General features: G+C 61.9%; 8 protein-coding genes. All 8 read right to left on the bottom strand.

The genetic code is table 11. The annotated features are described in order from the left end of the window. Window positions 1-301: 301 nt before the first annotated feature. Window positions 302-772, bottom strand: coding sequence for a hypothetical protein (locus tag GT019_RS16440; RefSeq protein WP_161744276.1), 471 nt, complete (start codon window positions 770-772; stop codon window positions 302-304). A 397-nt stretch (window positions 773-1,169) separates the two neighbouring features. Beyond that, complete coding sequence (locus tag GT019_RS16445; RefSeq protein ID WP_201755416.1) at window positions 1,170-1,736, bottom strand: GNAT family N-acetyltransferase; 567 nt, start codon at window positions 1,734-1,736, stop codon at window positions 1,170-1,172. Between the two features lie 281 nt (window positions 1,737-2,017). Continuing rightward, entirely contained in the window at window positions 2,018-3,088 is a 1,071-nt protein-coding gene (locus tag GT019_RS16450) for a glycoside hydrolase family 88 protein (RefSeq protein WP_235948333.1), read from the bottom strand. Window positions 3,089-3,171: 83 nt separating this feature from the next. Then, a complete protein-coding gene (locus GT019_RS16455) occupies window positions 3,172-3,984 on the bottom strand; it encodes a response regulator transcription factor (protein WP_161744277.1) in 813 nt (270 codons plus the stop codon). Window positions 3,985-4,004: 20 nt separating this feature from the next. After that, window positions 4,005-5,864 (bottom strand): cache domain-containing sensor histidine kinase, encoded by a 1,860-nt coding sequence (locus GT019_RS16460; RefSeq protein ID WP_161744278.1) that lies wholly within the window; start codon window positions 5,862-5,864, stop codon window positions 4,005-4,007. An 18-nt stretch (window positions 5,865-5,882) separates the two neighbouring features. Beyond that, window positions 5,883-11,654, bottom strand: coding sequence for a sugar-binding protein (locus GT019_RS16465; RefSeq protein ID WP_161744279.1), 5,772 nt, complete (start codon window positions 11,652-11,654; stop codon window positions 5,883-5,885). 180 nt (window positions 11,655-11,834) lie between these two features. Then, complete coding sequence (locus tag GT019_RS16470) at window positions 11,835-13,523, bottom strand: extracellular solute-binding protein (protein ID WP_161744280.1); 1,689 nt, start codon at window positions 13,521-13,523, stop codon at window positions 11,835-11,837. Window positions 13,524-13,553: 30 nt separating this feature from the next. Next, window positions 13,554-14,429 (bottom strand): carbohydrate ABC transporter permease, encoded by an 876-nt coding sequence (locus tag GT019_RS16475; RefSeq protein WP_161744281.1) that lies wholly within the window; start codon window positions 14,427-14,429, stop codon window positions 13,554-13,556. Window positions 14,430-14,436 lie beyond the last annotated feature (7 nt).

Genomic DNA, 14,436 nt, shown 5'->3' on the forward strand with positions numbered 1-14,436 from the left:
GTATCGATACCAGAAAAAGAATAAAAAATATGGTACCGATACCAGAATAACGAATGCGTTTTCTATGGTATCGCTTCCATACCGTTGTGAACAGTATAATCGCATCGTTTCGTTTTGACAATCCTTTTTTTAGTCGAATGTAAGCGTCCCACATGGACGGGATACGTCCCGATTGTTTACTTTTTTTGGTGCCGCCCGCGGACGCAGGCGGCACGGCCGCGGTTCCCGCGTATCCCTGCGAGATGGAAAGTCAGGGTTTCGATTGCGCGATCGCTTTTCTAAACGAACGCTGACGCGTCCCTTATTGTGCGCTGCTGCTCGTGCATTTTGCCGTTCCTCTGTTCGGGGAATCCGGATCCATGTCGAATTCGCAGCGTTGTTTTTGGACTTGGTAGGCATCTGCCTTCTTCACGATATGATAGTCTACCGCGGGATAATCGAATTCGTCCGCGTACTTGAATTTAACGGATACCTTGATGTCTTCGGAATCGGACGCGTCCGTATGCATGATTTCGAAGCCGAGCGGAGCCGTTGCGTCCCCCTCCTTGCTTTCGCCGCTCTCGTTCCGCGCCATGACGGCCGCAAAATAATCCTGCATGATTTTATTCGCGGCATCCGCGGGCGCTTTGCTGAACTCTTCGACGGACATCGCGGTCTTGGCTTCCAAGGAATTCGCCGATTTCGACCTCTTAGCCCCGACGACGCCGACCGCGATGACCATGGCCAGAAAGACGACCACCACGATCGTCGCGAATTTGTTCTTGCTGCTCATCGACACTTCCACCCCATCCGAATTTTCAGTTCCCTGCTAGTTCATCGTTCGGGAACGCCGTTTTGTTTCAATCGCATTCGATTTCCGCCTAATTCATCCGAATCGCAAGTCTCTCCGGCGCGCACGGCAGCACGAAAAAGACAGCCGTTCGGTAGCGGCTGCCCTGATCGTAATGCCTATTCGGTTCTCTTTCCCGCGAGCGAGGTCACTCGAATGCTATCTCTTGGTCCAATATGATTTCCCTGCGCGGCGACTCCATTGGGTGCGCATAGCAAACTCCCCAATCATTACCAGTATTAAAAGGCAAGCTTTAAGCCTTGATTCGGCAAGGTTCACGTATGCCGCCATTGCATTCATTTGTACCGAAGAGGTGCGATTCACGCGTTGCCCGCCAACGCTACAAGTCCTCGCCGGCAATTTCTTGGCGCGCCGCCCACTCGCGGACCAAAAGCCCCATCGCGATGAGGTCATAGCGCCGACCGCCGCGCAGAACGGCTTCGCGAAGCCTGCCTTCCTCGACGAACCCGGCCCCGATATACGTTCGGCGGGCGGCTTCGTTGTACGCGATCACCTCCAGGCTGATCCGTTCCAGGTTCAGCTCGAGAAACGCGTAGCGCAGCAGCATGTCGACGGCATCCCGGCCATAGCCCAGGCCGCGGTCGCCAGGATGGCCGATGCCGACGGCCATGCGCGAGGAGCGGTTGTTCCACTCGATGCCGTGGAGCGCGGCGAAGCCGACCAGCCGGTCGTCCTCGATCGTCCGGAGCATGAACTCGATCGTGTTTTTGCCGTTCTCGGCCTGTTCGAAATATTCCGCCGTTAGCGGCACCGCGTATTCGGTATCCACATTGCGCATGTAGTCGTAGCTCTCGGTAAAAACCGACAGCTGCGCGGCATCGTCCGGCCGGACCGCCGCAAAACGCAGCCATTCGCCGCTGAACAAATCTAAATCCCGGAATCCCATGCGAATTCGTCTCCTCCTTCAAGCCAATCGGCCGCGCCTCTCCGCCCCGTTGGCGCCAGCGGAATAAGCGCCTGCCGACTCATTATGGCACATCGCGCCGAGAATAATAACAAACCGGCTCCCCCGCGGATGGCAAGCGAGAGAGCCGGCTTCTGCCGAGCGGCAGGCTTGAACGTCATGCCACTGTCAGTAGGCGATAATCCGCCCCTCGTCAACCTAATCTGGATCGGCGAAAGCGCTGTCCGCCTCCCGGCCTTTGCTCGAGCTATACGCGGCGCCCGTCAAGCCTTCAGCGCTTCCGCCAGCAGCATCAGCGTCAAACCTTGCCCGTACAGCGTCGGGAAGATCGGAACCGCGTCGTACGCTTCGATGCTCGCAAGCACGGGCGTTCCGCCGGAGACGCCGGCGACCGCGCCGTTCTCGCGGATCTGGCGCAGCACGGCGGGAACCGCCCGCTCGGCGCTGCCGATCAGCGCCCGCGGAACGAGTCCCGCCCGGGCCGCCTTGTACAAGCCGCAGGCGATGCCGGCGGAGCCGGACGTCTCCTCGTAGTAGGACGGCCGGTCCAGCACGGTCTGCCACAATCCGCCCGGCCCCTGCCGCGCGACGAGCGCCTCGGCGAGCCGGTGGTACCGCTCCTTGATCTCGCCGAGCGGTCCGGCGTCATGGTCCGCCGCCGCGGCCGCCTCCAGAATCATCGGAACGCCGACCGCGTTCCAAGCGTTCGCCCGATTCCACTTCGCGGCCGACATCCAGTCGTTCGTGCCGCAGTTCCAGGCGTGGTAGAGCAGGCCCGTCTCTTCGTCCTGAAGCGCCTGCAGATGCAGCAGCAGCTGGCGGATCGACTCGTCGGCCATTTGGCGGTCCCCGGTCATGCCCGCGGTCCTGGCCAGGAAGAGCACCGCCATGAAGACGGTGTCCGCCCAGATCTGCTCCGCGAACGACGCGTTCTCGGTCACGGTGTGCTCGAACGCGCCGCTGCGCGTGCGCGGCGCCTGCCCGATCAGCCAATCGGCGATTTGCCTGCTCTTCTCCGCGTAGTACGACTCGCCCGTCTCCTCGTGCAGCGCGGGGAACACGGCGAACGGCGCGACCGCGTTAATGACCATCGCCGCCCCGGATTGCCGGATGTTGCGCGTCATCCAGGCTTCGACCTCGCGGATGATCGCCGTTCCGCGGCCCGTCTTCGCGTAATCGGCCGCCGCGATGATGCCGACGCCCGAGTTCCAGTCCCATCTGTCGATATTCATGGCCCAATCGGTCCAGGCATGGTCTCCCCACGCGTCCGGGCGGCTGTGCATCATATAAGCGTATACGCGCCCGGCCGATTCTTGCACTGCTTTCCTATCCATTCGTATGCCCCTCTCTTCGGCAGCCATGCGGGCGATGCTCCCGCTTCGCATGGCTTTATGATCCTAATCATTCACGCCTTTAACTAGGCATGGCCGTTGCGGTACTCGGTCGGCGTCACGCCGTATTGCCGTTTGAACACCTCGCGAAAATGATCCAGGTCCGCGTAGCCGATCCGCTCGCAAATCTCGTAAATCCGGTTGGACGGATCCTGCAGCAGCCGCGCCGCTTCCTCCATGCGGAAACGAATGATCGCATGATTGATCGTCGCGCCGGTCACTTCCTTGACGAGTACGTTCAAATACTTGTCGCTGAGCCCTACCGCGGCGGCCACGTCCGGCAAGGCCAAGTCCTTGCGCATGTAATGCGCCTTCATGTAACGGATCGCCTGGTCCACGAGCTTCCTCTTCTTCAGGTCGCCGGACCATTCGCCGGCCTGCGGGGCGTCCGGCAGGCGCGGCGGCCGTTCGCCCGGCGGATGCCCGGAAACGGACGCGCCGCTTCGCGCTTCCCGCTCCTCGCGCAGCTCCCGAACGACGTTCGCGAACACCTCGGCGATCTCGCCGGGGTCGATCGGCTTCAGGATGTACTCCTGCACCTGCAGCTTGATCGCTTTCCGCGCATGCTCGAATTCGTTGAGACCGGACAGAATGACGCAGCGAATATCCGGCTTATGCGCCTTGAACGCCTCGATGAGCGCGAGCCCGTTCATCTTGGGCATCCCGATATCGGTCAGCAGCACGTCCGGCTGCTCGCGGCCTCGATCCAGCCAAGCCAGCGCCTCTTCGCCGTTCTCGGCCGTGCCCAGCAGCGAAATGCCGAGCTTCTCCCACGGAATGGAACGGGCCAAGGTCTCGCGAACCGTCTTCACGTCCTCCGCGATCAGCAGCTTGAACATCGGTTCCGCCTCCTTCTCTGTTAAACCGGCATGCGCGGACGGATCGGCAGGACGGCTTCGACGCAGGTCCCTTCGGCCGCCGCCACGTAACGCAATCCGAACGCTTTCCCGCCGTACAATTGAATTCTCCGGTGCACGTTCAGCGTGCCGTACCCCGTGCCGCTCCCGAAGGCGGAGTCGGCGACCGCGTCGCGGCCCGGATGCGATTCGGCAGCCGGCTGTTCCCGAAGGGCGCGGTTCATCCGGTCCGGATCGCAGCCCGCTCCGTTGTCCTCCACGCGCAGGACCAGCATGCCGCCCTCCAGCCTGGCCGTGATCGCGATCAGGCAGCCGGACGAGCGGCCGGCGAAGCCATGGATGATCGCGTTCTCCGCGAGCGGCTGCAGGATAAAATGCACGATGCTCATGGGCAGCAGGTCATGCGGCACGCGAACGTCGATGCGCATGTCCTCGATCATCATCCGCTGAATATGCAGGTAAGCCTCGACTTGCTTGAGCTCTTCCTCCAGGGAAATCCAAGCCTGCCCCCGGTTCAATCCGTAGCGGAACACGTTCGCGAGCGAGCGGACGATGGCGCTCGTCTCCAGATCGCCGGCCATGATCGCCCGGCAGTTGATCAGATCGAGCGTGTTGTACAGAAAGTGCGGATTGATTTGCGCGTTCAGCAGCTCCAGCTGCAGCTGGCGCCGCTCCATCTCCTCCGCGAAAGACTTCTCGACCAGCCCGTGCAGGGTGACCAGCATGGAAGCGAACTGCGCATTGAGCGCATCCACCTCGTAAATGCCCGAGCGTTGGGCGGGCAGCGGCTCCTTGAATTCCAGCACCTCCGGACGCTGAATGGCACGGGCCAGCCTCGTGATCGGCACGGTCACCCGCACGACGATCCGGCGAAGCCAGACGCCGGCGATCAGCAGGGCGGCGGCGGCGGTAATGCCGCCGATCGCCGAGATGGCGAACGCGTACCGGTTGAAGTGGCTTTCCGGCACGACCGTAAGCAGCTTCCATCCGTTCTCGAGCGTCTCGTACATGACCCGATGCCGGGCGCCGTCGATCTTGGCCGTCACCGAACCCGCGGAACCGGCTAATGCGCGCACGTATGGCAGCTCCCCGACGGAGGCGAGAAATCCGTACCGTTCGCTGAAGATGACCCGGCCGTCGGCATCCATGAGCAGATGGTAGCCCGATGCCAGCGAGGCGTTGTCGAACACGCCCCGGATGCTTCCGGTATCGGCGCCGACGATGACGGTGGCGATGCTCCGGCCGTCCTTGATGCTCGTTTTCTTCGTGGCTGAATAGATCATCGGCGCGTCCGCGCGTCCCGCCTTCTGCGCCCACCAGACGGTTTGCCGCTCCCCGCTTCGCAAGGCCAGGTACCACGCCTGGTTCTGCAGGTCCGTGTCCTTGAAGATGCCCGTCACGGGATCGAAACGATCGGCCGCAAGGGGATAGAGCCCGCTCTCCGGCTCCAGCGCGACGGACACGACGTAGGACTGCTGGACGACGCTCTTCGAGCCGGTGTCGCTGAGGAGCGAGAGCAGCGACAGGTTCTGCAGGTTGGACTGGAGCGTGAACAGGTCGCCGACGGCTTCGAACGGCTGCTGGTAGGCGCTCTCGAGCAGATTCTCGATGGATTGGTTCGATACGACGAACGCCGCCATGTTGTTCATCGTGTCGAGCTGGTATTCCACGTTCCGGTAAACGAATTTCATCGACTGCTCCGCCATCTGGCGGGTGTGGTCGTTCTGCACCCGAATGAGAATATAGCTGGCCGACGTCGCGAACAACGCGATGAGCGTCACGATGAGCGCGAACACCGGCAGGCTGATCCGAAGCAGCAGGCTCGATGGCCGGCCGCGCCGGGGCACCACGCTTGCGTCCATGGCCGCTCCTCCTTCGTGTTATTGCTCCCGCAGGTATGCGATGTCCAGCTGCAGGCTGGCTGCAAAAGCGGCCATTATTTTTTTTCCGCTTTGGGCTATGATTTCGTCGAGCAAGGGCTTGAAGTCGACCTTCTTGTCTTTGTCTTTGTCTTTGTCCTTGTCTTTGTCTTTGTCTTTGTCGTCTTTGCCTTTATCATCCTTACCGTCTTTATCGTCCTTGGCCTTGTCGTCCTTGCCCTTGTCGTCCTTGGCCGCGTCCTTTTGAATCTTTTGCGCCTTGGCGAGCAGGCTCTGCAGCGCGCCCTTATCGGTAATCCAGCCCTGCGCGTAGCCGTAATTCAGCATGTCGTCCAATTCATCGATGCCGAAGATCACCTTCAATGTCGCGGATTGCGTCGAGCGGTTGCCCGCCGCATCCACGGCTTCGACGGTCAGCGCGTGAACGCCCGCCGCCAAGGACAACGGCTGGATGACGTACGGGCCGGCAATCGGCTGGCCGTCCAATTGAAGAGACGCCGTCGCCAAGCCGCTCAGCGCGTCCTGCGCATCCGCGGCCAACGTTCCGGATGCAAGGCGCGACAGGGTCGTCGGGCCCGAGATGCGAACGACTGGCCCGGTTCCGTCCACCGTAACCGCCGCGGAGCCTTGAATGCCCCCGGCCTTCGTCGTTGCCGTGACGGTCGTCACGCCCTCGCCAAGCGCCTGGACGAGTCCACCGGCGGATACCGCCGCCACCGCCGAATCGCCGATCGACCAGGCCACCGTCTTGTCGGCCGCGTCATCCGGCGCCACGAGCGCGTTCAGCGTCTGCTCCTGCCCCGGCCGGAGGAGCAGCGCTCCCGGCTGGAGCGTGACTTCCGCCGGCGCGGCCGGCGGATCGTAATCGATGAACGCGAACGCGTCGTACAGCGCCGTGTTCTTCGCGTCGGCCGTCCCGTTCGTCCATTGAATGAAATCGTCCCGGCCGTTCTGCAGATCCGCGTCGTTGACGGCGACGTTCAGGCCGATCACGCCTCCGCCCGCCGGCGCCAGGTCATGCACGTAGGACGCAGGAATCTCGAATTCGTAATAGGTCATTTTCGCGGCATCGTCCCGAACCGCCGCGAACGGCGTTTGGCCGCTGACGTCCCCGTTCGGGTTCGGCGCGCCGGAGCTGAAGATCTGCACGAGCCGCGTGCCGTCGTCCGCCAGGGCGAAGCCCCATTCGACGTCGTCCGGTCCGTACGGCGCCTCGCGATTGTTCAGCGGATCCAGACTGATCTGAACGGAATCGTTCTTCCACATGTTCGCCGCGTTCTCCGACTGCTTGTGGATGTCGTCGCGCACCGCTACCGCAACGTACAATCCGTTTGCCGCCCATTTGGCGTACGCGGTCGCCTCCAGATTGTCGGGATCGTGGAAGCCGCTCGCGTTCTGGGCCTTGCTGCGAAGATGGAACGGGAACGCATCCTGCCAATCGGCAAGATTGCCGTCGATCGTCACGCCGTCCGTTCGCTGAACCAAGTTGAATTCGACCGGCATGGCGGCATCGTGAAAAATCGTCTTGCCGGTCGTCGTATCGTCGATTTGCAGGTCGACGTCGTATTCGTTGAACGGAACCGGCTGATGATCCGTCCATAAGAAGCTTAGCTGCACCTTGCCGCCCTTCTGCAGCGAGGCGAACGCATTCGAGGCGACCGGCTGCAGCTCGTTTCCGTCCGGACCCTTGATCGTCACTTCGCCGGTCTTCGCGAACGACGACGTTCCTTCGAGCTCCACGGTCAGCGTGTCCAGTTCCTCGATCGTCCGCTTGACGGGAAGAAGCTTGACGCCGATCCCGTCTTCCACCGTCAGCTGCGCGCGCTTGGTCTCGAACAAGGCGCCGTCGTAGCTCACGTCGAAGTCGATCCCGTAACGTCCCTTCGCCGCGTCCTCCGGCACGACGACCGGATAAGATTCGTCGAGCGAACCGTTTGCCGGAATCGTGTAATCCGCCGCGGCCGGCGCGGTCTGCGACGATGCCCATCCGTCCGGCAGCCCGAGGTGCACCGACACCTGCTGCGGCACGTCCGTATCGTTGACCAGCGACAACGTGAACGTATTGACATGCCCGGCTTCGCCGTTCGCCTGCGTCGGCACGAGATTGGCCATGACGCCGATGAACTTCGGCTGCTCCGAGGCGACCATCGCTTCCGCGGCGCCGGCGAATTCCCGCGCCAGCAGGTTATAGGCGTAGCTCTCCGCATAGTTCCCCCGCTCATGCAGGCTCTCGGCCAATCTGCCGTAGCGGTTCATCCGCAGAATCGCCGACGAAGCGACCGGCATGACGCTGAACTCGCCTTTCTTGACGTTGAACGCGTCCGTCGCGGCCTGAGCCGCCCCGGCGTAATCGAAGCTGTTCGGTCCGATCCCGCCGAGCGCGTAGACAAGAGACACGGACGCGCTCTCCGCCAGATTGTATAGCGCCTCCAATTGGACGTAACCGGGCGCCCGCTCCAGGGAGCCGTCCCCGATTTCATCCGCAATGTCCGCCATCAGGGCATAGATGTCCTTGATTCCTTGCTCCAAGCCCGCAGCCGGCTGGCTGCCGCCGATCGCCGCCGCGAGGTTCGCGGAGATGCCGCCGAGCGCGGCCTGATCGCCGTCGACGACCGCGGCGTTCGCAGAGGTCCGCAGCGCCAGCAGCTTGGCGGAGGCGTCCTGCTCCTTCTTCGCCAGCAGCTGCTCCGCGGCTTCATGCACGAAGCCGGAGCTCGCTCCCGTCACGTAGACCGGCGCGCCGGATACGGTCAATTGCAGGTCCCCGTTCGCGGCCGCGACCGCGGGAATCCCGACGCCGTTAATATCCTTCACCGTCGCCCCGGCCGCCGGGAAAGGCAGCGTGATTACGCTCGTCGCCGGATGCGAGGCGGGATCGTCCTTCGCGTCGACCTTCTTCCAGGCGACCGCGACCGGCACGCCGTCGTTCAGGAACAATTGCACGGTCACGTCCGGATTCCCGGTATCCCACGCGCCGAGATATTGCGCGTGATCCAGCGCGGTCATCAGCTCGTTTACCGCGGCGTAAGCCAGCTTCGGCCGGCCGTCGTTGTCCGTGATGCCCCAGAAGATATCGTAGTAGCGGTCGTCCGTGCCGTCGTTCTTGTAGTTGTAGTATTCATAAGCCTTCACCTGATCCTCGGCCATGTAATTCAGGAACGCGCGGACGATGTAGTCGCGCTGGGTTTCCTCCGAGACGGACGGATACCCGGCATTGGCCGTCGGCCAGCCGCCCTCCGTCAAGTAGTAATCCTTCCAGCCCCCGTAGTCGTTGACCATGTCCTTCACGCCGTTAAGCATGTTCTGCAAATTGCCGTCCGGCATGGAGTTGTAGACGTACGGGTGGAACGAATACGCGTCGGCATAGTCGTACGAGCCGAGCGCCAGCTCCTCCGGCAGCACGCTGAGCACGCTGGAGGTATGGTCGCCGGCGAGCAGCATGGCGTCCGGATCGGCTTTCTTCATGTTCAGGTACGCGGTCTTCTGCAGCTGGACGAATTCCTCCGGAATGTACGGCTTGGAGAAGATCTCCGGCTCGTTCGGCATTTCCCACTGCCGGATTCGGCCCTTGTAGCGGCTCACGGCGTCGTACACGAAGTCGCCCATCGCCTTCAGCGCGGGAGTCGTATTCACGATGCCGTTCTGATAGGCGGCATTCGTATCGATATCGAGCCCGGTGATCTGGTTGAAGCCGTACGTGAACAGCTTGTTCAGCAGGGCGTCGGATTCGGCGTAATCGTAGACCGCCTTGCCGGAGGCGTCTTTGACGTTCTTGTCGATCGCTTCCCAGGAGATGCCGGAACGATGGGCGCGCGCGCCCAGCTTGCGGGCGCCGTCGATGATGTCGTCCTTCCAATTGAGCGCGTAATGCGTATTCAGGCCGAATTTGCTCTCGTTGTCGAGATCCGGCTCGCTGACCGGCGCGGCCCGGTTCACGACGGCCAGGCGCATCCTTTTCGACAACGCCGGCGCCGGATTCCCGTCGATGGCGAATGCGGCGGCTACTTCGTACGTGCCGATCCCGCCAATCGCCGGCGCGAATGCGAGCGCGTCTGAAGTCCGTTCGTATTCGCCGAGGCCGTACGTCTTGGAGCCGGAGGCGACGACCGCCTTGTCGCCGTCCGCGCGCCGCACGGTGTAGGCGATTCCGATCTCGTGCGCCGCCGCTCCGGCATCCAGCGACAATGCCAGGCCCGGCGTCTCTTCCTGCGCATAGATGCCGGCGTAGTTGCCGGACGGCTGCAGATCGACGACGTACGGCAGCGGGATCGGGTCGATCTCGAAGTCGTCGATCATGAGGTTGATGCCGCCGACGACGTTCCACTGAAAATACCCTTTCTTCAGCGCGAGCGGATCGGAATCATCGCCGCCGGCCGTCTCCGCGCCGTCGATGAACAGCTCATGCGTAATGCCGCTGACCCGGAGCTCGTAATCATGCCAATCGCCGAGCAGCGATTGCACGTAATTGGCGATGTAGTAGTTGCCGCCGAGCGTCGTCTTGCGCATCAGAAAATATTTGGAATTATGCGTGGCCCATTCCATCGCGTTGTTGTTGGCGTCGTCCGTCGCGCGGTACCGGAACCGCCACGTGTTCTGCAGCGCCGTGCTCGTTCGTTCGTATTTGACCTTGAATTTGACGACGAAGTTATCCGCGTTCTGATACATCGGGAGGTTAAGCTTCGCGCTGCCCGAACCGTTCAGATTGAATACCTTGTTGCCGTCCGGCAGCTGGATCACCTTGGCGCTGCCCCCCGTCGTCCAACCCGCTGGCGCGGCGTTCGGCGCCGTTCCTTCGAAATCGTTCGCGTAGGGCAGCATCTCGCCGATGGATACCGAGATCTCGCCCGTCGCCGGATAGCGGGCCGTCCCGCCCGTTCCGTCGGCGGCGGTGATGTAGTAGCGGATCAGATGGGCGCGGTTCGTTCCCGGAATCGTCCCGGCATACGCCTCGTTCCCGGCGCCCTGCGCTTGTACCGTCAGCACGGGCGCGCCCGTTGCTCCGTAGGCGTAATGGATCGCGGCCGAGGCGGACGAACCGGCATCCGTCAGCGTGAAGGAGACCGGCAGATTCGCGTTATACGGAACGGCGGAAGCCGGCGTATGCACGATGGCGAAGCTGCTCGGCCCGGCAATAGCGTTCACCTTCACGTCGTCCACGTCCATCGCGACCGCCGGACCGACGCTCTTCAGGGAAAAGCCGATCCCGCCCGCGACGAGCGACGCGTCGTTGAACGTCGTGACCGCCGTCCCGTCTATGGACAGCGTGAATGCGCTTCCGCTAACGGCCAGCTCGTATTGATGCCAGCCCGTCAGGTTGAAGCCGGGCAACGCGGTCGCGATATCCACGGCAGCGCCTACCTGCACGTTCGCCGAGGCATTCGGGTATTTCCACAGCTCGACCAGATGCGTATTCTTGAATTCCAGAAAATAATAGCTCGTGCCGGACGTATAGCGGAACATCGTCCGGAACCGGTCGCCCCGCGCCTTGAACGTCAAGCTGTAATTCGTCGAACCGTAGGGCAGCGCCGTGGACTTGGTGACGATCCGCTGGGGAGACGTCGCCGTCGTCGTGCCCGACAGCATGGCTGCGGCCCCGCTTCCCTGCGTGCTCCAAGCCGTGCTGCCGAACAGATCCCAGCGGCCGATCCCCGCGCCGAAGCTATCCTCGAACAGCGGCGCCGTTTCTTCCGCCTCCGCGGGTAGCGGCAGGCATTGCAGCAGCAGAGCCGCGATAAGCAGCACGGGAAGCATGAAGCGATAACGCTTATTCATAATTGCACCCCCTTTTACGAATGGAAAAGCAGCCCCCGCCAAAGCGGACGAACCGCGTTTGACGGAAGGCTTGAGCCTGACCTATTTGCTTGCTTGCCGAATCTTGACTGCTGGATGGCTTCATCGGCTTAACCGCTTGACCGGCTTGGCAGCCGGCCTGCGACTGCCGCCTCCTGCAGCTTACTTGCCCGCTTTCTTCTGGAAGGACGCCTCGAGCTCGCTGATGATCTGGTCGCCGCCCTGCGACTTCCATTTCTTCACGAAGTCGTCGAATTTGCTGATGTCGCCGCCCATGATGATCTGCGTGAATACCGAATCGCGCATCGTGTTCAGCTCGACCATCTTGGCGATCTTCGTCGGGGATTCGAGGTAGTTGGACGCGTCGGCAATCTGGAATTTATTGTTGATGGCGACGCCGAGCGATTCGGAGAACCGCAGCGGCAGCGACTCCAGGTAACGCGGCCAGCCGTTCAGGCCCGGCGCGAACAGGTAGCTTTGGATGCCGCGGAAGTTTCCGTTCTTGTCCTGCTGCGTCTTCGGATCGACGAAGGTCGGATTCGTCTTCAGCTTGCCGTCGACGATGTTGTAGTCCTCGCCCTCGATGCCCCATACGGTCAGCAGCTCGTTCTCCGGCGCCAGGGAATCCTCGATGATTTGCAGCACTTTTTTCGGATCCTTCGTTTTGGCGCTGATGGCGTTCATCTGGGAGAACGGAGCGCCCGTCGGCGCGACCGCCGTGCCGTCCGGTCCGACCAGCGAGTCGGTCAACGCCAAGTATTTGTACGGCTCCTCGGCTTGGTTAGGCAGCGATCCGTCCGCCGCCAGCTTGCCGCTCTTGATCAGCTCGTTCGTCTCGATCTGCGTGTCGTAGTCGCTCGCGGTGGACCACCAGCCCATCCACGAGAACAGCTTGCCGCTGTACAGCTTCGCTCTCAGCTGCTCTTCCTTGATGGTCGCGAATTCCTTGTCGATCAGGCCTTCGCCGTACATTTTCTGCAGGAAGAGCAGCGCTTCCCTCATCTTGGGATCGATGTCGTAGCTGCTGAACTTGCCGTCCGTCTGGGTGAAGTACCCCGGCGTTACGCCGAACGCGCCGAAGATGTTGTCGAAGGAGTTGTTGGCGAATTTGACCTCGCCGATCTGCGCCGTGTACCCGCCGAGCGGAATGACGTCCGGCTTCTCGGCTTTGATCTTCTTCAGCAGGTTGTAGTACTCGTCAAGCGTCTTCGGCACCGTGGCGCCGACCGCGTCGATGTAATCCTTGCGCATGACGAGGTCCCACCGATAGCCGGCTCCCGGTCCGCCCTGGTACGGAATGCCGTAAATCTTGCCGTTCACCTTCGCCTGCTCGAACACCTCGGGCGACACTTCGCGCAGAATGTTCGGCGTATCCGTCTCGTTGATCATGTCGGTCAGGTCGACGAAGGCCCCCTGCTGCGCGTACTTCTGGAAGTCGTCGGCGAAATCGATGCGCGTCACGTCGGGAATGTCGCCGCTCGACATTTTCAGGTTGAGCTTCGTCTTGTACTGCTGCACGTCGACCATCTCGGGCACGATCTTGATGTTCAGCTTCTGCTCGATCGCTTGTTTGACGGCATCCTTCGAGGCATCGTACGGCAAGGAAATATCCTGGGCCTTCAGCCATTTCAGCTCGTAGGGCTGGTTATCCTCCGCCGGCGGGGTCGCCGCCGGGTTGCCGTTCGTCGACGCTTCCGTCGTCTCCGCCGCATTGCCGTCGGCCGGTTTATTCGCATTCGCGTTCGCGTTCCCCGCCGTATCGTTGTTGCTGCCGCATCCGGCCAGCGCGAACGTTCCGAGCATCAGCGCCGCGACGGCGCCGTAGCTCATGCTTTTGATTCGTTTTGACATGTCGTTTTCGTCCCCTTTATATGTGCTTGATTAGCCTTTGACCGAACCGATCAGCATCCCCTGCTCGAAATAGCGCTGGATGAGCGGATAGATGATCAGCATGGGCAAAGCGACGATGACGATGGCGGCCATCTGGATGCCTACCGCCGGCGGCGGCTTGCTGCCGGCCGCTTCGAGCAGCTCCGGCGGCAGGCTGGAGCTGGCGATGATCGTCCGCAGAATAAGCTGCACCGGCGCTTTGTGCCAGTCCGTCACGTAGAGCAGCGCGTTGAAGAAGTCGTTCCAGTAAGTAACCATGTAGAGCAGGCCGACCGAGGCGATCACCGGCAGCGAGATCGGCAGGACGACCGAGCCCAGGATGCGGATCTCGGAAGCGCCGTCGATGGCGGCGGATTCCCGCAGGCTCTCCGGGATGCCTTCGAAGAAGGATTTCATGATGATCATGTTGAACGCGCTGAAGGCCATGACCAGGATCAGCACGTAATCGGTGTTCAGCAGGCCCAGGTTCTTGACCGTGACGTAGGTCGGGATCAGCCCGCCCTTGAACAACATCGTGAACACGAAGACCAGCATGATGATCCGTCTGCCCGGCAGCCGCTTCTCGGCCAGCGCGTACGCCGAGCCCGCGGTCAGCACCAGCGCCAGCAGGACGCCGGCCGCCGTGTTGCGGAGCGTGACCCCGTACGACCCGTAGATCAAGGAGCCCTTCTTCAGCAGGTACGCGTAGTAGTCGAAGCTGAGCGAGGACGGGAACAGCACCAGGCCGTCCTTCGCGCTGAAGATCGAGTACGGCGTGACCGAGACGGAGATGACGTACCAGAACGGAATGATGATGATGATGGTCAAGATCGTGAGCACGACGTAATTGGTGGCGACGAATGCGGTTTCGCCTTTCGTTAGCTTCATCGGTCCG

Source organism: Paenibacillus glycinis (assembly GCF_009909185.1).
GTDB lineage: Bacteria > Bacillota > Bacilli > Paenibacillales > Paenibacillaceae > Paenibacillus_Z > Paenibacillus_Z glycinis.

Coding starts and splice junctions, on each gene's coding strand:
- GT019_RS16470 (WP_161744280.1), bottom strand. CDS start 13,523: ATGTCAAAACGAATCAAAAGCATGAGCTACGGCGCCGTCGCGGCGCTG.
- GT019_RS16450 (WP_235948333.1), bottom strand. CDS start 3,088: ATGGATAGGAAAGCAGTGCAAGAATCGGCCGGGCGCGTATACGCTTAT.
- GT019_RS16445 (WP_201755416.1), bottom strand. CDS start 1,736: ATGGGATTCCGGGATTTAGATTTGTTCAGCGGCGAATGGCTGCGTTTT.
- GT019_RS16465 (WP_161744279.1), bottom strand. CDS start 11,654: ATGAATAAGCGTTATCGCTTCATGCTTCCCGTGCTGCTTATCGCGGCT.
- GT019_RS16475 (WP_161744281.1), bottom strand. CDS start 14,429: ATGAAGCTAACGAAAGGCGAAACCGCATTCGTCGCCACCAATTACGTC.
- GT019_RS16455 (WP_161744277.1), bottom strand. CDS start 3,984: ATGTTCAAGCTGCTGATCGCGGAGGACGTGAAGACGGTTCGCGAGACC.
- GT019_RS16460 (WP_161744278.1), bottom strand. CDS start 5,864: ATGGACGCAAGCGTGGTGCCCCGGCGCGGCCGGCCATCGAGCCTGCTG.
- GT019_RS16440 (WP_161744276.1), bottom strand. CDS start 772: ATGAGCAGCAAGAACAAATTCGCGACGATCGTGGTGGTCGTCTTTCTG.